This window comes from Arcobacter vandammei (assembly GCF_016106035.1).
Lineage (GTDB): Bacteria > Campylobacterota > Campylobacteria > Campylobacterales > Arcobacteraceae > Aliarcobacter > Aliarcobacter vandammei.
The window spans coordinates 64,297-82,366 of record NZ_JADKPZ010000001.1 but is presented as its reverse complement, the minus strand read 5'-3'; the positions used below and the strand labels follow the sequence as shown (position 1 = coordinate 82,366).

22 protein-coding genes and 1 tRNA gene are annotated in these 18,070 nt (G+C 28.6%); 3 read left to right on the top strand and 20 right to left on the bottom strand.

The window, feature by feature from the left end:
- Positions 1 to 46: 46 nt before the first annotated feature.
- From rpsI to IQC44_RS00405, 18 genes are all read right to left on the bottom strand, one after another.
- Positions 47 to 436, bottom strand: coding sequence for a 30S ribosomal protein S9 (gene rpsI / locus IQC44_RS00490; protein WP_198304234.1), 390 nt, complete (start codon positions 434 to 436; stop codon positions 47 to 49).
- A 5-nt stretch (positions 437 to 441) separates the two neighbouring features.
- The gene (gene rplM / locus IQC44_RS00485) at positions 442 to 861 is read right to left on the bottom strand and encodes a 50S ribosomal protein L13 (RefSeq protein ID WP_113894793.1); all 420 of its coding nucleotides are present in this window, start codon (positions 859 to 861) and stop codon (positions 442 to 444) included.
- Between the two features lie 75 nt (positions 862 to 936).
- On the bottom strand, positions 937 to 2,316 hold the full coding sequence (locus IQC44_RS00480; protein WP_198304233.1) for a HAMP domain-containing sensor histidine kinase: 1,380 nt from the start codon (positions 2,314 to 2,316) through the stop codon (positions 937 to 939).
- Positions 2,310 to 2,984 (bottom strand): response regulator transcription factor, encoded by a 675-nt coding sequence (locus tag IQC44_RS00475; RefSeq protein ID WP_198304232.1) that lies wholly within the window; start codon positions 2,982 to 2,984, stop codon positions 2,310 to 2,312. Before IQC44_RS00475 ends, IQC44_RS00480 begins: the two co-directional genes overlap by 7 nt.
- On the bottom strand, positions 2,974 to 3,372 hold the full coding sequence (locus IQC44_RS00470; protein ID WP_198304231.1) for a phosphate-starvation-inducible PsiE family protein: 399 nt from the start codon (positions 3,370 to 3,372) through the stop codon (positions 2,974 to 2,976). Before IQC44_RS00470 ends, IQC44_RS00475 begins: the two co-directional genes overlap by 11 nt.
- Before the next feature lie 25 nt (positions 3,373 to 3,397).
- A complete protein-coding gene (locus tag IQC44_RS00465; RefSeq protein WP_198304230.1) occupies positions 3,398 to 4,066 on the bottom strand; it encodes a phosphate signaling complex PhoU family protein in 669 nt (222 codons plus the stop codon).
- On the bottom strand, positions 4,066 to 4,836 hold the full coding sequence (pstB, locus tag IQC44_RS00460) for a phosphate ABC transporter ATP-binding protein PstB (RefSeq protein ID WP_198304229.1): 771 nt from the start codon (positions 4,834 to 4,836) through the stop codon (positions 4,066 to 4,068). The genes IQC44_RS00465 and pstB overlap by 1 nt, the downstream gene beginning before the upstream one ends.
- Before the next feature lie 8 nt (positions 4,837 to 4,844).
- On the bottom strand, positions 4,845 to 6,032 hold the full coding sequence (gene pstA, locus IQC44_RS00455; RefSeq protein WP_198304228.1) for a phosphate ABC transporter permease PstA: 1,188 nt from the start codon (positions 6,030 to 6,032) through the stop codon (positions 4,845 to 4,847).
- Positions 6,029 to 6,961, bottom strand: a complete 933-nt coding sequence (pstC, locus tag IQC44_RS00450; RefSeq protein WP_198304227.1) for a phosphate ABC transporter permease subunit PstC — start codon at positions 6,959 to 6,961, stop codon at positions 6,029 to 6,031. The genes pstA and pstC overlap by 4 nt, the downstream gene beginning before the upstream one ends.
- Positions 6,962 to 6,970: 9 nt before the next feature.
- Positions 6,971 to 8,026 (bottom strand): substrate-binding domain-containing protein, encoded by a 1,056-nt coding sequence (locus IQC44_RS00445; protein ID WP_198304226.1) that lies wholly within the window; start codon positions 8,024 to 8,026, stop codon positions 6,971 to 6,973.
- A 96-nt stretch (positions 8,027 to 8,122) separates the two neighbouring features.
- A complete protein-coding gene (locus IQC44_RS00440; protein WP_198304225.1) occupies positions 8,123 to 9,385 on the bottom strand; it encodes a homoserine dehydrogenase in 1,263 nt (420 codons plus the stop codon).
- A gap of 163 nt (positions 9,386 to 9,548) precedes the next feature.
- Complete coding sequence (locus IQC44_RS00435) at positions 9,549 to 10,760, bottom strand: LL-diaminopimelate aminotransferase (protein ID WP_198304224.1); 1,212 nt, start codon at positions 10,758 to 10,760, stop codon at positions 9,549 to 9,551.
- A gap of 5 nt (positions 10,761 to 10,765) precedes the next feature.
- A complete protein-coding gene (locus IQC44_RS00430) occupies positions 10,766 to 11,566 on the bottom strand; it encodes a hypothetical protein (protein ID WP_198304223.1) in 801 nt (266 codons plus the stop codon).
- A 30-nt stretch (positions 11,567 to 11,596) separates the two neighbouring features.
- Positions 11,597 to 12,286: a 23S rRNA (guanosine(2251)-2'-O)-methyltransferase RlmB gene (gene rlmB, locus IQC44_RS00425; RefSeq protein WP_198304222.1), complete on the bottom strand. Its 690-nt coding sequence runs from the start codon at positions 12,284 to 12,286 to the stop codon at positions 11,597 to 11,599.
- Complete coding sequence (gene rsmI / locus IQC44_RS00420) at positions 12,283 to 13,104, bottom strand: 16S rRNA (cytidine(1402)-2'-O)-methyltransferase (protein ID WP_198304221.1); 822 nt, start codon at positions 13,102 to 13,104, stop codon at positions 12,283 to 12,285. Before rsmI ends, rlmB begins: the two co-directional genes overlap by 4 nt.
- Before the next feature lie 9 nt (positions 13,105 to 13,113).
- The gene (gene rpmE / locus IQC44_RS00415) at positions 13,114 to 13,317 is read right to left on the bottom strand and encodes a 50S ribosomal protein L31 (protein WP_198304220.1); all 204 of its coding nucleotides are present in this window, start codon (positions 13,315 to 13,317) and stop codon (positions 13,114 to 13,116) included.
- Positions 13,318 to 13,396: 79 nt separating this feature from the next.
- A complete protein-coding gene (miaA, locus tag IQC44_RS00410; RefSeq protein ID WP_198304219.1) occupies positions 13,397 to 14,272 on the bottom strand; it encodes a tRNA (adenosine(37)-N6)-dimethylallyltransferase MiaA in 876 nt (291 codons plus the stop codon).
- A complete protein-coding gene (locus IQC44_RS00405) occupies positions 14,269 to 14,460 on the bottom strand; it encodes a hypothetical protein (RefSeq protein ID WP_198304218.1) in 192 nt (63 codons plus the stop codon). The genes miaA and IQC44_RS00405 overlap by 4 nt, the downstream gene beginning before the upstream one ends.
- A 75-nt stretch (positions 14,461 to 14,535) precedes the next feature.
- Between IQC44_RS00405 and mqnP the strand changes: the two genes are divergently transcribed.
- The 3 genes from mqnP to IQC44_RS00390 all read left to right on the top strand — a co-directional run bounded on the left by mqnP (position 14,536) and on the right by IQC44_RS00390 (position 16,982).
- The gene (gene mqnP / locus IQC44_RS00400) at positions 14,536 to 15,411 is read left to right on the top strand and encodes a menaquinone biosynthesis prenyltransferase MqnP (protein WP_198304217.1); all 876 of its coding nucleotides are present in this window, start codon (positions 14,536 to 14,538) and stop codon (positions 15,409 to 15,411) included.
- Positions 15,412 to 15,455: 44 nt separating this feature from the next.
- Positions 15,456 to 15,532: transfer RNA gene (locus tag IQC44_RS00395), tRNA-Arg, on the top strand.
- A gap of 220 nt (positions 15,533 to 15,752) precedes the next feature.
- On the top strand, positions 15,753 to 16,982 hold the full coding sequence (locus IQC44_RS00390; RefSeq protein ID WP_198304216.1) for a tyrosine-type recombinase/integrase: 1,230 nt from the start codon (positions 15,753 to 15,755) through the stop codon (positions 16,980 to 16,982).
- Between the two features lie 165 nt (positions 16,983 to 17,147).
- Here the strand turns inward: IQC44_RS00390 and IQC44_RS00385 are convergent, their stop codons facing one another.
- A complete protein-coding gene (locus IQC44_RS00385) occupies positions 17,148 to 17,603 on the bottom strand; it encodes a type II toxin-antitoxin system prevent-host-death family antitoxin (protein ID WP_198304215.1) in 456 nt (151 codons plus the stop codon).
- Positions 17,604 to 17,737: 134 nt separating this feature from the next.
- Positions 17,738 to 18,007, bottom strand: a complete 270-nt coding sequence (locus IQC44_RS00380; RefSeq protein WP_198304214.1) for a helix-turn-helix domain-containing protein — start codon at positions 18,005 to 18,007, stop codon at positions 17,738 to 17,740.
- Between the last annotated feature and the right edge of the window lie 63 nt (positions 18,008 to 18,070).

Genomic DNA, 18,070 nt, shown 5'->3' with positions numbered 1-18,070 from the left:
AGCGATGAAAAATCGCTCCTTTGGGGAAAATAAAGAAAAGTACCAATTATCTTTTTGAGAATTGAGAAGATTTTCTTGCTTTTTTCTTTCCGTATTTTTTTCTTTCAACAGATCTTGCATCTCTTGTTAATAAACCATGAGGTTTTAAGATAGTTCTAAATTGCTCATCATAAGCTACTAAAGCTCTTGAAATACCATGTCTAGCAGCATCTGCTTGAGCAGAATATCCACCACCTAAAGTTTTAACAACAACATTTACAGATGTTTCTTGTTTTGCTACATTTAATGGTTGCATAACTCTTTTTTTGATTGACTCATGTCCACCAAGCCATTGGTCTAAAGTTTGTCCGTTTACAGTTAATTGTCCGTTTCCGTTTTCTAACCAAACTTTAGCGATTGCTGTTTTTCTTCTTCCAGTTGCATATACTTTTGCCATTACTATTATCCTTTAATTTGAGCCGTATGAGGATGTTCACTTCCTGCATATACTTTTAATTTTTTTAACATAGCTTTACCAAGAGTAGTTTTTGGAAGCATACCTCTAGTAGCTAATTTATACAGTTTTTCAGGGTTTTTTTCAATCATATCTGACATTTTGTGAGTTTTTGTACTTCCAAAATAACCTGAGTGTGTATAATAATTTTTTTCTTCTAATTTAGCACCAGTAAATTTAGCTTTACTTGCATTGATTATAACTACATAATCTCCACAATCAACATTTGGTGTAAAACAAGGTTTATTTTTACCTCTTAAAATTGTAGCAACTTCAGTAATAATTCTTCCGAATACTTTACCTTCTGCATCTACTACAACCCAAGATCTTTCGATTTCGTTGGCTTTTGCCATTTGAGTAAATTTCATTTATTAACTCCCTTTCTTTAATGAGTTGGAATAATAGTTAAGTTATCCTTTTATTTTGCTTAAATTAAGTATAAATTAATAATGAATTTTGAAAGTTGAGCCAATATTTTCTTTTGAGCTTATCTCCAACTTAAAATTATGTAGTTTTAAAATAGATTGCACAATAAAAAGCCCTAATCCCAATGAGTTGTTCCACTCATTACTTGAAGCTCTATAAAATTTTTTATCAATCTTTTCTATATCATTTTGGCTTATTCCTATTCCAAAATCTACAATACTTAAACAATCTTTTTCAATTTTAATCTCTATATCTTTACTAGAGTATTTTAAAGCATTCTCAATAATATTTGATATAGCAATAGAGATTAGAGTCTCATCAGCATCTATAAAAACCTCATTTCTTTCAATATTTATCTCTCTATTTTTATATTTTATTTTTAAATCACTAACACAAGTTTCTACCAAAGTATGGAGATTTATTTTTGTTTTTAATAGCTCCTGCTGTTTTTCCTGAAGTCTTAAGCTAAGTCTTAATTTATCAATTATTTGTGCTAGTTTTATTGAATTTGAATAAATTTTAGTTAAAAATTTAATTTGCAACTCTTTTTTTATATTTTCATCTTCTAGTAAAGTTTGGCTATAACCTGAAATTATTGCTATTGGATTTTTAAATTCATGAGAAAGGCTTGAAATAAGTTCATCTTTTTGTCTATTTGCTAATTTTAATTTTGCTGTATGTTTGGCTTTTATCTCATCTTGTTTTGCAAGTTTTTTTGCAACTTTGTTTAGAAGTTTTGCGATTTTATAAAATTCAAAGGTAAAATTTGATTTTAGAGTTAGTTTATCTCTATTTTTTGTTAGATTTACTAAAAAATTTAAGATTAAATCCATCTCTTTTTTAATTTTTAGGCTTAAAAGGTAGCTTATAAAAAATGAGAGAAATAGAAAAGCCAAAATATAAACAATAATTTCAATAAGTAATTTTTGGAAATTATCAAAAATCTTATCAGTAAAATCTGACATTCTTAAATAGTAAATTTTTCCATTTAGTTCAAACCTCTTTGCAAGATACAAAAGCTCTTTTTGTAAAGAGTTAGAAAATCTAAGGGAGTAAGAAAAAGAGTTCTTATTTGCATTTATAATCTCTTCTCTATTTAGATGATTTTCAATTAGTTCTAAATCTTCACTATCAGCTAAAACATAACCATTTTCATCTATTAAAGATACTCTTAAATTTAGTTTTTTCCCTAAATCTTTTACAATATTTTGGCTATTTCCTAAATCTTCTTTTGAAAAAACAGTTAAAAATGTATCAATATTTTGGCTTAAATTTGTTTTTATTTCGTCAATATATAGTTTCTTTGCCCAAAAATAGACAAGTAAAGTTATAGTAAAAACAGTTATTAAAAATATGAGTAGAAAACTTCTAAAAAATAGTTTATGAATTTTTAACAAAAAATATATCCCTCTCCGCGAATGGCTTTTATATAGTTTTTTTCACCTTTTAAATCTATCTTATCTTTTAATCTTTTTATAGCTACATTTACAGTTTTTTCCTGTTTATCTAGTGAGTCTTTCCAAATATTTTCTAGTAAATACTCTCTACTTAAAAGTATATTTTGATTTTTTATAAACTCTAAAAGAAGATTTGTTTCAAGTTGAGTTAGTTCTAAAGTTTTGTCATCGATAGAGAAACTTTTATTTGAGAAATTGTATAAAATATCTCTTACTTTGAGTGTTTCACACTCTTTATTTGACCTTTTTATAACAGCTTTTACTCTAGCAATAAGTTCGTTTATATTAAATGGTTTTGTAATATAATCATCTGCATATGCTTCAAAACCATCTAAAATATCGCTTTGTTTATCTTTTGCAGTAAGGTAAATAACAGGATTTTGGTAACCACTATTTCTTAACTCTTTTATATAAGTAGTTCCCTCTATATTTGGAAGGTTTCTATCCATTAAAATTAAATCTATTTTCTCTTCATCCAAGATTTTTTTTATATTTTCATTTATAGATAAAAAACCAATGGTTTCAAAATCCTCTTTTTGTAAAGTGAACTCTAAAAGTTCCAATAAATCCTCTTCATCTTCAATGATTAAAATAGTTTTATTTTTCATTTTCTTGTGTTTGTTCTATCTCTTTTTTCCCCTCATTTGGAGAGAATTTAATAGCTAATATTCTAAAAATAAAGAATACAAATATTACAAATAGTAAAAATATAATATCAAAATAATCTCTATTTTTATTAGCTGATAAAATGATAACTTCCCTAATCAAAAAGATGATAAAAATATCAAGAACATATCTAAGTCTTAATGTCTCTTTTTTGATAAAATCAGAAATCATCTTAACAACTTCCATAATAACAACAAATTCTAGCATTAGAATAATTGCTTTATAAAAGTCATTTCCTGCAATAACTACAGTTAAAAAAATAACTGTAGCAACCAAAACTTCAAAGTTTGAACTAAAGTAGTTCGAGATTTTATTTATAGCTTTTTTCATAACAAAAATTATATCATAAAGGATTTTATGATTGAACCATATCACCGCCAAGTTTTGCAAACTGCAATAAACTTGCTATTGAAACTGATCTATCTGCTATTTTTTCTAATCTTCTCAAAGAGCTTAAAATATCAAAATACTCTTTTGATAAATCTAGTTTTTTTGTGATTAGTTTTAAGATATTTTTTTCTATCATCAAATACAAATCATCTGTTTTACTCTCTTCAACTACAACTCTTTTATATTTCTCTTCAATTTGCTTCTCATCGTGTTCGTCCAATATTGATATTGCTGTTTTTGTAGAGAGCAAAGCCGATTTTAAAAGTGGTATTGTATATTCTAAAATCATTGCTGTATCTAAATCTTCAGAGTAAGACTTTCTAAACATCTTTGAAAAATCTTTAGTATTTGCAGCTGTTCGTACTATCTCATTTGTGATTTTTAAATATACTACCAATCTTCTTAAATCTCTAGCTTCTGGTGAATATAAAGCCATCGTTGTAACAATCATATTATCTATCTCATTTGATTTTGCAAGAAATTTTTTCTCACTAATTTCTACATTGCTTAAAGCCTCAATTTTTCTATCATTTAAAGCTTTTAAACAAAGTTCCAAAGCTTCAACAACATCACTTCCTATTTTATAAACTTCACTTTTTATAAGTTGAAGTTTCTCTTCATAAGGTTTTAACATTATCCAAATCTCCCTGTAATATAATCTTCTGTTTTTTTATTGCTAGGATTTATAAAAATAGTTTGTGTTTCATCATACTCTATTAATTTTCCTAAGTGAAAAAAAGCTGTATAATCAGCCACTCTTGCTGCTTGTTGCATATTGTGAGTTACTGTTACAATTGTGTAATCTTTTTTTAGTTCTAGCATTAGTGCCTCTATTTTTTCTGTACTTATTGGATCTAAGGCACTTGTTGGCTCATCCATTAAAATAATCTCTGGTTTTATGGCAATAGTTCGTGCAATACAAAGCCTTTGCTGTTGCCCGCCACTAAGAGAAGTTCCAGGATTTTGGAGTTTATCTTTTACTTCATTCCAAAGCCCAGATTTTATTAGTGAGTTTTCAACCAACATATCACACTCTTTTCCTTTTTTTACAAGTCCATGTTTTAAAGGTGCGTAAGCAACATTATCATAAATAGATTTTGCAAAAGGGTTTGGTTGTTGAAAAACCATTCCAACTCTTTTTCGCACACTTACTTCATCTACATCTTTATCGTAGATATTTTTTCTATCAATTACTATTTTTCCATCTATTTTTACACTATTTATTAAATCATTCATTCTATTTATACATCTTAAAAATGTAGATTTTCCACAACCAGATGGTCCAATAAGTGCTGTAATTTTATTTTGATATAGATTTAAATCTATATCAAAAAGTGCTTGATTTGAACCATAAAATAGATTTAGTTTTTTTACATCTATTTTTGATTTGTTATTTGTATTCATCTCTATCCTTACCATTTTACTTCAAATTTTTTTCGCAAATAAATTGCAACTGCATTTAGTGAAATCAATATTGATAAAAGCACCAAAATTCCAGCTGCTGTTTTTTCTATATACATACCCTCAGGCATACCAGCCCATGTAAAGATTTGTGCTGGCATAACTGTTGCTGCACTTGTAATCATATTTGGAGCATCTGGAATAAAGGCTATCATTCCAATAATGATTAGTGGTGCAGTTTCTCCCATAGCTTGTGCTAAACCTATAATTGAACCTGTCATAATTCCAGGAAATGCAAGTGGAAGCACATGGTCTTTTGTTACTTGAATTTTATTTAATCCCAATCCATACCCAGCTTGTCTAATACTATCTGGAACTGCTCTTAAAGCAGCTCTTGAACTTACAATTATTATTGGCAAAGTCATAAGTGCAAGAGTTAATCCCCCAACCAAAGGTGAACTTCTAGGAAGCCCAAATAAATTTATAAAAATTGCAAGTCCTAAAAGCCCAAAAAGTATTGAAGGAATTGCGGCAAGATTATTTATATTTATCTCTATAAATCTTGTAAATTTATTATCACTTGCAAACTCTTCAAGATAAATTGCTGTCATAACTCCTATTGGAAATGCTACAGCCATCGTTATAATCAAAGTTAAAATAGAACCAATAATACTTGAGAAAAAACCAGCATTTTCAGGTATTTTTGAATCTCCATTTATAAAAAATAGAGTATTAAATCTATTTTCAATTAAATTATTATTTTTTAACTCTTCAACAAGTGCTATCTCTTTATCTTTTAAAGTGTTGTTATGATTTTTCAGATATTGATCTACTTGAGAATTTGCAAGTAACCACAAACTTTGAGTGCTGTTCAAATACTCTGGATTCTCTTTTAAAATATTTGGAATATCTCTTAAAGCTACTCTTGAAACCAAAGCTCTATACTCTTTTGAAACTGCAAATCTTGTATCTTCTAAAGATTTTTCATTGAAACTTACATCAACTTTTATATATGCTATATTAAAAGCTGGAATAGCTTTTGTAGTCATATCAAATAGAAAAAATGCCAAAAAAGCCACTGAAAATATCAAAGAAGTAAGAGTAAATCTCTTAAATCTTTTTGCACTTTTATGCCTTTTTTTAAGACTTGCATCATAAAAAGGGTTTCTTTTTTTTCGTCTTCTTTTAATTTTTATCATAATGTATTCACTTTATATTTCTCTTTGAATTTTCTAATAAGTTTTAGTGAAACCATATTTAAAATCAAAGTTACAATAAATAGCATAAGCCCCAATGCAAATGCACTTAAAGTCTCAGGAGAGTTAAACTCAAAATCTCCAACCAAAGAGTTTACAATGGTTACTGTAACTGTTGTCATATCTTCAAGTGGATTTATAGATAAATTTGGTCGCAATCCAGCTGCCATAACTACAATCATAGTTTCACCCAAAGTTCTTGAAAGTGCTAACAAACAAGCTGAAATAATTCCAGGTAAGGCACTAGGAAGTACAATGTTTTTTATAGTTTCTGCTTGTGTTAAACCTAAACCAAAAGCCGCTTTTCTTTGAGAGTCTGGAACAGCACATATTACATCATCACTTAAAGATGAAACCAAAGGAATAATCATAATTCCCATAACAACTCCAGATGCTAAAGCACTATTAAAAGTGGCTTCAAGTCCAAAAAAGTTTGCTACTTTTACAACAAATGGTGCAACTGTAATAGCTGCAAAAAATCCATAAACAACAGTTGGAATACCAGCAAGAATTTCCAAAATAGGTTTTAGATAATCTCTTGTATTTTTACTTGCATATTCACTTAAATATATAGCACTTCCAAGTCCAATAGGAATGGCTACAAGAAGTGCAATAATAGTTATTACAAATGTTCCAGCAAATATTGGCAATGCACCAAACTGGCTATTTGTAGTCCCTGGACTCCAAGTTGTACCTGTAAGAAAGTACCAAAAACTTCTTAGCTTGAAAAACTCTATCGCTTCAAATAAAATTGAGAATAAAATCCCAAAAGTTGTCAAAATAGATATAGCTGCAGCTAAAATCAAAGTAGCTTTTATAAGCTTTTCATTTAGCTCTCTTCTATATTTTGCTTTATTAAAACTATTTGTCAAAATCTATCCTTAGTGGTTTAAACTTTCAAGTTTTAGTTTTTGACTATTTTTTACTATATCTTGTGCATTTTTTCTATCTTTTTCATTTAGAGGAATTAATCCAATTTCAGTTAAGATCCCATCATCTGCAATCATCTTTTCACTCATAAAAAGATTTGCAAACTCTTGTAGTGCAGGGTTTGTTTTATTGTGTTCATTTTTTATATAAAAATACATAGATCTTGCAACTGGATATTTAGAGCTAGAGATATTTTCAACTGTTGGTAAGATATTATCAATACTAAGTGCTACCATTTTATCTTGATTTTCAGTTAAAAATGAGTATCCAAATATCCCAATAGCTGCTTCATTTTTTGTAAGTCTTTGTACTATTAAGTTGTCATTTTCACCACTTTCTACATAAACTCCATCTGTTCTTATCTCACTATATGATTTATATTTTTTATTTGCTTTTTCATCTTTTTTGTATAAATCTGTAAAAAGTGGCATTTTTGAAAAAACAGCTTGTAAAATCATCTCTTCAAATGAGTCTCTTGTACCTGAAGATTTTGGAGGACCATAAACTATAATCTCTCTATTTGGTAAAGATGAGCTAATATCTGACCATTTTTTATATGGATTTGCTACTAAAAATTTTCCATCAGCTGATGGAACTTCTTTTGCAAGAGCAAGAGCAAGTTGCTCTTTTGTTATATTAAATGATTTTATTTTAGAACTTTGTGCAATAGCAATTCCATCAAAACCAATCAAAGCTTCAGTAATATCTGTAACACCATTTTCTTTACAAGCTTCAAACTCGCTTTTTTTCATCTGCCTTGAAGCATTTGCAATACTTGGTGTATTTATATCAACTCCAGCACAAAATAGCTTCATTCCACCACCTGTTCCTGTTGATTCTACTACTGGAGTTGGATATTTTGTAGTTGCTCCAAACTCTTCAGCTACACTTGATGAGAAAGGATAAACTGTTGATGAACCAACAATTTTAATCTGCTCTCTTGCACTTAAACTTGTTGCTAAAACGGCACTTGCCATTAAAACGATAGATGATTTCTTGAAATTCATTTTTCTTCCTAAAATTTTATTTATGGAAGTTTAGAAAGTTTTGGTTACAAAATGGTTACTTTAATTTATTTTTATAGTAGATAAATAGAAGATTTTTTAATCTTCTATTCTTATCATCGCAGGTTTTTTAAGAACAACACCAGAGTTTTCAAGTTCATTTATTGCTTTTAAAATAGATTTTTCAACACAAGTGTGAGTTGTAAGAAGCAAGTTTGCTTTTTGTTCTTTTTTTGATTTTTGCATCATATTTTCAATTGAGATTTCATTATCTCCAAAAACTTTTGCAACTTTTGCCAAAGTTCCACTTTTATCTGCAACTTCAAGTCTTAAATAATATTTTGTTTTTATCTCATCTTTTGGCATTAAAGTTGGTTTTGCTCCTACTTGTTTTTCAAAACCTAGCATTGGTGAGCCTTTTCCTTTTCGTGCAATATCAATTATATTTGCAATAACAGCACTAGCTGTTGCATCTCCACCAGCACCTGCTCCATAAAACATAGTTTCTCCAACTTTATCACCAATAACTGAAACTCCGTTCATAACTCCATCAACTTTTGCTATCATTTTATCTTGAGGAATTAAAACAGGATGAACTCTAAGTTCTATTTGATTATCAACTTTTTTTGCAATTCCAAGAAGTTTTATATTGTACTCAAACTCTTTTGCAAACTCTATATCTGTCTGCTTAATATTTTGAATACCTTCAATTAAAATATCTTCAGGTTTTACATCTATTCCATAAGCAATAGAGCCAAGAATAAGAAGTTTATGAGCTGTATCAAAACCACCAACATCAAAAGTAGGATCAGCTTCAGCATAACCTAAATCTTGTGCTTCTTTTAAAATTGCATCGTAACTTGCACCCTCATTTATCATTTTTGTAAGCATATAGTTACAAGTTCCGTTCATAATTCCTTGAATACTTTGAATATGATTTGCACTTAATCCATCTCTTAGAGCATTTATTATTGGAATTCCACCAGCAACTGAAGCTTCAAACTCAAATGGTGTATCACCTGCTAGTTCTTGAAGTTCATATCTATGATATGCCAAAAGTGCTTTGTTTGCAGTAACCACTGCTTTTCCTTTTTCCAAAGCTTTTTTTACAATTTCATAAGGTTTTTCAACTCCACCCATAAGCTCAACAACAATATCAATACTATCATCTTCTAAAACTCTATTAATATCAGTTGTAAGCTCAATTTCAACATCTCTTTTTTTGTCTAAATTTGAAACTACTCCAAGAGTTGGAACAATCTCAATTCCAGCTCGTGCTGTGATAATATTTTTGTTGTCTTTTAAAATATTTGCAACACTTGTTCCAACTGTTCCAACTCCTATAATTCCAACTTTTAGCATCTTTATTTATCCTTTTAAATAGTTCCTATTTAAAAGGAACCGTTTTCATATCTTTCTACTTTTTTAGCGAAGATATAAAATCTTCTAAAAAGTAGCAAAAATCATGCAACGAAGTGAAATTTCGCCTCGTGCGAACAAAAGGGCTTTGAGAACAAAGCCTTGCCTATTCTAATGTTTTTAAATATCTTTTTATATTTTTTGCAGCTTGTCTAATTCTTTTTTCATTTTCGATTAGAGCAATTCTTACATATTTATCACCATAATGTCCAAATCCAATTCCAGGACTAACAGCTACTTGAGCTTCTCTTAAAAGTTGTTTAGAAAACTCTAAACTTCCTAAATGCTGAGCCTTTTCTGGAATTTTTGCCCAAATAAACATAGAAGCATTTGGTTTATCCATTTTCCAACCAGCCTCTTCAAAAGCTTGAAGCATAACATTTCTTCTTTTTTCATATTTAGAAACTATCTCATCAACACAATCTTGAGGACCATCAAGAGCAACAGTTGCTGCTATTTGAATTGGAGCAAACATCCCATAATCTAGCCATGATTTAATTCTTTTTAAAGCACCTACAAGTTTTTCATTTCCAACAACAAAACCAACTCTCCATCCAGCCATATTGTATGATTTACTAAGAGTAAAGCACTCAACAGCAACATCTAAAGCACCTTCAGCTTGAAAAATTGAAGGAGTTTTATATCCATCAAAAGTAATATCAGCATAAGCAATATCAGAAATTATATAAAATCTCTCTTTTTTTGCCATTGCTACAAGTTTGTCATAAAACTCTGGTGTAACAGTAGCACAAGATGGATTATGTGGGAAGTTTACAACTACATATTTTACTTTTGGAATTGACTCATCTATTGTTTTTTGTAAGCTTTTGAAAAATAGCTCTTCATCCACTTTAAATTCATTATCAAATACTAACTCAAACTTATGAATAGCTGCACCATTTAGCATAAATGCATAAGAGTGAATTGGATATGTTGGGTCTGGAACAACAGCAACATCTCCAACATTTACAATAGCTTGAACCAAATGTACATAACCCTCTTTAGAACCCATTGTTGCACAAGCGTGTTTATCTGGATCTAAAAAATCAACATTATATTTTCTTTTATACCAGTTACAAATTGCAAGTCTTAATTTGTATATTCCAATACTTGCACTATATCCATAGTTTTTTGGTTTAGTTGAAGCTTCTCTTAATTTCTCAACAATATGTTTTGGTGTTTCTCCATCAGGGTTTCCCATAGAAAAATCTATAACATCAATACCATTTCTTCTAGCTTCCATTTTTATAGCATTTACTTCTGCAAATACATAGTTTGGAAGTCTTTTCATTCGTTCAAATTCAATTTCTGGAAACATTTTTATCACTCCTTAGTAATAGTAAGCCCATTTTTAATATTTGTTAGGGCATATAAATCATCAATTTTCATAAACTTTGCACCATTTGGTACTACAAGTTTTAAACTTTTTTCTAAATTCTCTTTTTCAACTACTTCAATTGCATTAAAACCACTGTCATAAAAGGTAACCAGTGGATACCAATTATTACCTGCATTAGAGTTTATATTTACTCTATAAACATTTCCCAACTCTACATAATATGGTCTTGAAGCTCTTTTTAAAGTTAGCTCTTTTTGAGTAACTAAATTTTCAGCCTTATAGATTGAAGCCTTACTTGAGTCAATATAATAACTCAGCTTATTTCCCTCTTTTTTTATATCAATAACTCTGCAATTTGCACTTTTAAGTTCATTTGATATTTTAAGAGGGTTAATGGCGGCTGCGGTTTGTACTTTTATACTCCATTGTAGTTGGTTATCAATTGTTGTTTGACTTTTTGTTGTATAGTTTGAAATCCCAACAGCTCTTAAAATATCATTCATATTTTTAAATGAAATTTTAGGATTTGTATTGAAATTAAAAGTTATCTCATTTGCACTTGTGTTTTGAGTAGCTTTTAAAAGATTATTTTTATCAAGTTCAGCAGTTATTTTTGAATAATCTAATTTACCATTTGTATAAAAATCTTTCTCATTTTTAAAGATATGATTTATTAAATTTTTGTGAGTGTTATAATCACTACTCCCTAAAATTCCTAAAACTGCTTGATTTATATCTGCATTTAGACTTGCACATAAAATAGCACTTAATAGTAATTTTTTCATCATATCCTCTTTTTATTTTAGTTATATATTTTATCTTTTTAAATTATAAATCAAAATAGCAGCAGCGGCAGATACATTTAGAGAATCAAACTCTTTTTCCATTTTAATTGATACTTTTAAATCTAATTTTTTTGCAACTTTTGGGCTAATTCCTTCGCCCTCATTTCCTAAAAATAGAGCAACTTTATCCGTTTTTTCTATTTTCCCATATTTTTTCAGATCAATTCCATCCATTGTTGCACCAATTAATGCAAAACCTGCATCTTTTAACTCACTTGCTAAATCAATACTTCTTGGATGAATCCCAAAAGGTAAATCAAGTAAAGCTCCAGCACTAGTTCGTATAGTTCCAGAGTTATTTACAGTTTTTACATCAGCTGCTATCATCCCATCTATTCCTAAAGAGTAGCAAGTTCTTGCAATTGCACCAATATTTCCAACATCTGTAAGACCATCTAAAACTACAATGAAATTCATATTTTTTAAATCTTTTAAAGAAGTGTAATTATAATCACTAAGTTTTAAAATTAGTCCTTGGTGGTTACCACCTTTTGCTAAAGCTTGTGCTTTTTGGTTATCAACTTTATGAATTTTTTTATTTAATTTTGCAAATCTTGAGAAAAGTTTGCTATCAATATCTTTTGATAAAAAAATCTCTTCTACTAAATTTGGGTGTTTGTCAAGTACATAAAGTACTATTTGTTTTCCATATACTATCATTTTGCGATTTTATCCAATAATTTTTGATAAACATCTTTTATATTTTCACCACTAAGTTTTGCAATTAGTTTTGCTTTTATTTTAGGTGCAATATCTAAAGGAAGAATATCTTCTAATTCAAGATTAAAGCCAAATTTTTCTTTTGCTTCAATCACCACTACCCATTCGCCTTTTATTTCACAGCTTTTTAACTCTTCATATAAGTTTTTGGCACTATTTTTATATGTTGTTTGATACTTTTTACTTATCTCTTTTGCTAAAAATATTGTTCTATTTGGCTCTTTTTTATTTAATTCTTCAAGAAGTTTTATAAGTCTATGTGGAGATTCATATAAAATAGAGGCTCTGCTACTATTTAAAACTTCATCTAGCTTTGAAGCCCTAGAAACTCCTTTATGGTCTAAAAAACCAAAAAAAGTAAACTCTGTACTTGTAAATCCACTCATAGCAAAAGCTGTAACTACTGCATTTGCTCCAGGAATTACATCATAAGCTACATCATTTTTTATGCACCACTCTACTAAAGAAGCACCAGGATCACTAATACAAGGCATTCCTGCATCACTACAATAAACAACATTTTTAGAAAAAGTATCTTTTGATAAGCTATTTATTATCTCTTTTTCATTATGAGAATGAAAAGATTTGAACTCTTTATTAGAAAAATCTAAACTGTATTTTTCACTTAAAAGATTTAGAAGTTTTTTTGTTACTCTTGTATCTTCACAAAAAATTAGTTCCGCTTCCAATAGGGCTGTTAAAGCCCTTTGGGACATATCCTCAAGGTTTCCTATTGGTGTTGGAACTAGGCACAACATAGTGTTGTATTATTTAGCCATACTATATTTAGCTTTGAATTTCTCAACTCTTCCAGCAGCATCAACAAGTTTTTGCTCTCCTGTGAAGAATGGGTGACAAGATGAACAAATATCAACTCTTAAAGTTTCAGTATTTGATTTTGTCTCGAAGCTATTTCCGCATGCACAAGAAACTTGACATACTTTGTAATCTGGATGAATATCTTTTTTCATTCCATTTTCCTTAATTTTTAATTCTTGTCTAAAAAAAGAGCAGGTCTTTGCTGTCCTTTGATAAACTTTTGAGTTGCGATTATATCGAAAAATACTTAATAATCTCTGAATTTAAGCTAGAAATTATATTAGAACTTCTATTTTCAAATTGACCTTTATTAAAAGTGTTTTGTCTTTTTGCTAATTTACTTGTATTTAAGATGATTTTCTCTTCTAGCTCTTGTTTAGAAAGTTTTCCATCTAAATAATCCAAAGTTTCAACTACTCCAATACTTGCCATACAATTTGGGCTTCTTGTATATTTTTTCTCTAAATAGATAATTTCATCTATAAGTCCAGCTTTTATCATCTGTTTAGTTCTTAGAGATATTCTTTTTACTAACTCATCTTTTTCCCATAATATCTCAAATATTTTTAGATTTGGAGCTAGGGCTATTTTTGGATTCTTTTTAAAAAATTCTGTTGGAGTTAATCCACTCTCTTTATATATAGAGTAAGCTTTTTCTACTCTATATCTATCATTTGCCTCAATTTTTTGCATATAATCTTTATCTAAATTATAAAGTAAATGGTAAGCTTCATCTAAAGGAATATCTAGTTTGCTTTTGCTTTCTAAACCTTCGCTAATTCCATCAATTAGAGCTTTTAGATAAAAACCAGTTCCACCTACAATTATTAAATTCTTATTGTTTGCTAAAGCAAAATCTTTTGCTTTTTTATACAAAGATAAAAATGAAACTACATCAAAATTTTCATTTGGGAAAACTTCATCTATGCCAAAATGAGTTATGTCGCCTATCTCATCTTTTGTAGGTTTTGCACTTACAATATCTATCTCTTTGTAAACACAAAGTGAATCTAAAGATAAAATTATAGAGTTTGTTTTTGATGCTAATTCAAGAGATAATGCTGTTTTTCCAGATGCTGTTGTACCTATAATTGCTATTTCTTTCATTTACTATTTTTCTCTTTACAGTCTTGTAACTCTAGTTTAAGGCTATTTATCTCTTTCTCTTTTTTAATTAGAGTTTTTAATAGTTCTGTAACATCATTTGCATTTGATTTATCCACATTTTCCTCAACTTTTGTACTACATCCTAAAAAAATAAGCATAAAAACTGGTAAAAATAGGTATTTTTTCATAAATCTCTCTTTTGTTTTTTGATTGATTATAGCCAAAAAGCATTAATTTACTCATTATTTGATAAAATCCGTGCCATGGAAAAATTAATAAAAAAAATAAAAGATTTTAGTGAATTAGTTGTATTTTCTCACTCTGTTTTTGCACTACCATTTATTTTTATAGCGATGCTTGTATCATCTGTTGAAGTAAATGGTTCTGCTTGGTTTGGATTTAAGCTACTTATTTTGGGAGTTTTAGCAGCTGTAACAGCACGAAATTTTGCTATGGGGTTTAACCGATTTATGGATAGAGACATAGATGGGCTAAATCCTAGAACAAAAAATAGACCAAATGTAGATGGAAGAATTAGCCCAAAAGCTATGTTTATTTTTTGCTTAGTAAATGCTATTGGATTTATAGTTGTTGCTTATTTTGTAAATGACTTAGCTTTTAAATTAGCAATTCCTATTTTAATAATAATTGGTTCTTACTCATATTTTAAAAGATTTTCATATTTAGCACATATAATTTTGGGAATTTCCTTAGCTCTTGCTCCAATTGCTGGAGTTGTAGCTGTTAGCCAAACTATTCCACTTTGGGTTTTAATGCTAAGTGTTGGAGTTATGTTTTGGGTTGCTGGATTTGATTTACTCTACTCTTTACAAGATATTGATGTAGATAAAAAACTAGGACTTCACTCAATTCCATCTATTTTCGGGGCAGAAAAAACTATGCTTTTTTCAAAGGTTTTTCACTTCTTCACAGTTTTATTTTGGTTATTTTTTGTAATCTTAGCGCAGAGAAGCTATTTTGCATATACGGCTATTGTAATATCAGCAATAATGCTTAGCTATGAACACTATTTAGTAAATAAAGATTTTAGAAAAATAGATAGGGCATTTTTTACTGTAAATGGATATTTAGGAATTCTGTTTTTTGTTTTAATTCTTTTAGATTGTGCAATTTTCTAAAATTTAAGTAAAAAATAGCTACAATCCAATTCTAATTTTTAGGTGCGTCCATAGTTCAACTGGATAGAATGCTCGGTTTCGACCCGAGAGGTTGTGGGTTCGACTCCTACTGGGCGTACCACTTAATCATTTAACTCACTCTAATATAATCTAACAAAGCCTTTTAGAATGGTACTTTTGCTTAATTAATCCTCTATAGCGATTTAATATAATATAATACTATCTAATAATTTTTGGGTGTTTATTTGGGTGGTTTTTGTTTTTTCTAAAAAAAATTAAAAAATTACCACCCAATTTCTTTATAAAACTCCTATAATATAAGACTTTCACAAGGTTAAAAAATGGCATTAAATATTTTAAAAGACAAAACAGTAAAAGAGGCAAAACCTCAAGAAAAGGTATATTTCTTAAATGATGGTGGTGGTTTAAGACTAGCTGTAAAACCTAATGGTACAAAAACTTGGGAATTTAGATTTACAATAAATGGTAAAAGAAAAGAGACAACTTTTAAAACATATCCTATTATGGAATTAAGAGAAGCTAGAATTAAAAGAAAAGAGTACCAAGAACTTATAAATACTGGTGTTAATCCTATTGAATACTTTAAAAATTTAAAAAATGAAAATGTTTTAGAAGAGGAAGGTATGTTTTTAAATGTAGCAAAAGAATGGTTAAATAAAGAAGAACAAAAAACAGCTCCAACTACACATATAAACAAAGTTAGAACATTTGAAAATGATATTTATCCATTTTTAAAGAATAAGCATATTAAAGAGATTTCTATCAAAGATGTTGTTGGAATACTTGAAGTAAAACTTTTGCAAAGTTATGATGTTAGCTCAAAAATATTTGCTTATTTAGATAGTCTTTTTAGATATGCAGTTTTAAAAGGTTTTTGTGAAAGAAACATATTAAATGATATAAAAAAAGGAGATATTATCCCATCTAGGAAAACTAGACATTTTCCAAAAATTACTGATATTGGCAAATTTAAAGAGTTAGTAAATGCTATTTATTTATACAATGGCTCTCATTCAGTCAGAGGAGCTTTAAAATTAGTACTTCATCTCCCTTATAGAGCTGAAAATATTTGTGGTATGAAATGGAAATATATAGATTTCGATAAAGAGATTATAACTATTCCAAGAAGTGAAATGAAAGTAAAAGATATAAATCTTGAAGATTTTAGATTACCTATGAGCAAAGAAGTAATAAATATTTTAAAAGAGCAAGAACATTTTACAGGCTATCAAGAATGGGTGTTCTTAGGAACTAATAACAGAAGTCCAATAAATAGTGAAAGCCCAAATAAAGCACTAAAAATAATGGGCTTTAATGATATAGAAAATGGTAAAAAAATTACAATGCATGGTTTTAGAGGAACTTGTAGAAGTTTATTAGATACTCTTGACACTGAAAACAAATTTTCTTTTGAAGCTAAAGAAAAACTTCTTGACCACCACGATAATTCAAAAGTTGTTAGGGCTTATACAAATAAAAGTAACTATTTGGAACATCTTAAACCAATAGTTTACTTTTGGAGTGATTTTATAGTAAGTTTAAAAAATTAGAGATTTTTTCCTATAATTGGTAGTTTGGCAAGATTTTCCAGTTTGGAAGCTTTTTACATAGATTAGGTTTTAATTCTTCATTTTCAGAATCTTATCTTTAAAAAACAAACAAGTTGCTATTTTAAACTAAAAATACGAGAAGAAGATAAGGTTATACTTAGTTTTTCAAATATCCTTTTGATGTACACTATCAATATTTTTATTAGATTCTTCCAATTTTTTAGATTTTAGAATTTTAATAAATTCATCCATATCTTCTTTGTTCAACATTTTAACAGGCTCTTTTTTATCAAGAACTCTCTCTTTTATAATTTTAGCAATAGCTATATCATCTATAAAATCTTCAAGTTTTTGTAATTTCCCATACTCTTCACAGCTTATAATAACAGCTTTATCTTTGTTGCATTCTGTAATTAATACTCTTTGAAGCTCTTTTGATGATACTTTTGAAATATATTTTTTTAAATCATTTGAAAGTTCATTAATATCTATAGCCTCTCCTTCTAATTGATAAATTATGGTATCTTTTCTTTTTTTAGCTGAAAATATAGCAATTCCTATCAATGCTAAAAGCATTGGGAGAAATAGTATTATTCCACTTACAATTTCTACTGTTGTCATCTATTTATCTCTATTGTCTTTTTCATAATAGTATTTTCCTATTAACAATAATATTCCAATTAGCAATATAATCGTCATTATGATTGAACCTGGGTTAATTGGGTTTTCCATTAATTACTCCTGTATTTGATTTTTTAATCCTTATTTTGATCTTTGCCTTGTTTTCGTTCTTTCATCTCATCCATTAAAAAATTAAAGACTTGTTTTTTCACTTTATCATACTTTATAGATTGATGATAATGCTTTAAAAATGGATCTACCCAAGATGGAACTTGTATTACCTTTCCATTTGCCATACAACCCCAATTATTTAGTGTTGAATATGGTATATGTGCAATCTTGGCAAAATCTTTTTGTGTAAGATTTAATTTCTTTAATCTTGAAAGAAACTCTTCTTTTGTCATTTTATTATTCTCTTTATCTTCTAATTTGGCAAATATTATAGCATATTAGTACCTATTATAGAA

Excerpts from the sequence above, each read along its gene's own strand:
- rpsI (WP_198304234.1), bottom strand. The coding sequence starts at position 436 with ATGGCAAAAGTATATGCAACTGGAAGAAGAAAAACAGCAATCGCTAAA.
- rplM (WP_113894793.1), bottom strand. The coding sequence starts at position 861 with ATGAAATTTACTCAAATGGCAAAAGCCAACGAAATCGAAAGATCTTGG.
- IQC44_RS00475 (WP_198304232.1), bottom strand. The coding sequence starts at position 2,984 with ATGAAAAATAAAACTATTTTAATCATTGAAGATGAAGAGGATTTATTG.
- IQC44_RS00470 (WP_198304231.1), bottom strand. The coding sequence starts at position 3,372 with ATGAAAAAAGCTATAAATAAAATCTCGAACTACTTTAGTTCAAACTTT.
- IQC44_RS00465 (WP_198304230.1), bottom strand. The coding sequence starts at position 4,066 with ATGTTAAAACCTTATGAAGAGAAACTTCAACTTATAAAAAGTGAAGTT.
- pstB (WP_198304229.1), bottom strand. The coding sequence starts at position 4,836 with ATGAATACAAATAACAAATCAAAAATAGATGTAAAAAAACTAAATCTA.
- pstA (WP_198304228.1), bottom strand. The coding sequence starts at position 6,032 with ATGATAAAAATTAAAAGAAGACGAAAAAAAAGAAACCCTTTTTATGAT.
- IQC44_RS00445 (WP_198304226.1), bottom strand. The coding sequence starts at position 8,026 with ATGAATTTCAAGAAATCATCTATCGTTTTAATGGCAAGTGCCGTTTTA.
- IQC44_RS00440 (WP_198304225.1), bottom strand. The coding sequence starts at position 9,385 with ATGCTAAAAGTTGGAATTATAGGAGTTGGAACAGTTGGAACAAGTGTT.
- IQC44_RS00435 (WP_198304224.1), bottom strand. The coding sequence starts at position 10,760 with ATGTTTCCAGAAATTGAATTTGAACGAATGAAAAGACTTCCAAACTAT.
- IQC44_RS00430 (WP_198304223.1), bottom strand. The coding sequence starts at position 11,566 with ATGAAAAAATTACTATTAAGTGCTATTTTATGTGCAAGTCTAAATGCA.
- rlmB (WP_198304222.1), bottom strand. The coding sequence starts at position 12,286 with ATGATAGTATATGGAAAACAAATAGTACTTTATGTACTTGACAAACAC.
- rsmI (WP_198304221.1), bottom strand. The coding sequence starts at position 13,104 with ATGTTGTGCCTAGTTCCAACACCAATAGGAAACCTTGAGGATATGTCC.
- rpmE (WP_198304220.1), bottom strand. The coding sequence starts at position 13,317 with ATGAAAAAAGATATTCATCCAGATTACAAAGTATGTCAAGTTTCTTGT.
- miaA (WP_198304219.1), bottom strand. The coding sequence starts at position 14,272 with ATGAAAGAAATAGCAATTATAGGTACAACAGCATCTGGAAAAACAGCA.
- IQC44_RS00405 (WP_198304218.1), bottom strand. The coding sequence starts at position 14,460 with ATGAAAAAATACCTATTTTTACCAGTTTTTATGCTTATTTTTTTAGGA.
- mqnP (WP_198304217.1), top strand. The coding sequence starts at position 14,536 with ATGGAAAAATTAATAAAAAAAATAAAAGATTTTAGTGAATTAGTTGTA.
- IQC44_RS00390 (WP_198304216.1), top strand. The coding sequence starts at position 15,753 with ATGGCATTAAATATTTTAAAAGACAAAACAGTAAAAGAGGCAAAACCT.
- IQC44_RS00385 (WP_198304215.1), bottom strand. The coding sequence starts at position 17,603 with ATGACAACAGTAGAAATTGTAAGTGGAATAATACTATTTCTCCCAATG.
- IQC44_RS00380 (WP_198304214.1), bottom strand. The coding sequence starts at position 18,007 with ATGACAAAAGAAGAGTTTCTTTCAAGATTAAAGAAATTAAATCTTACA.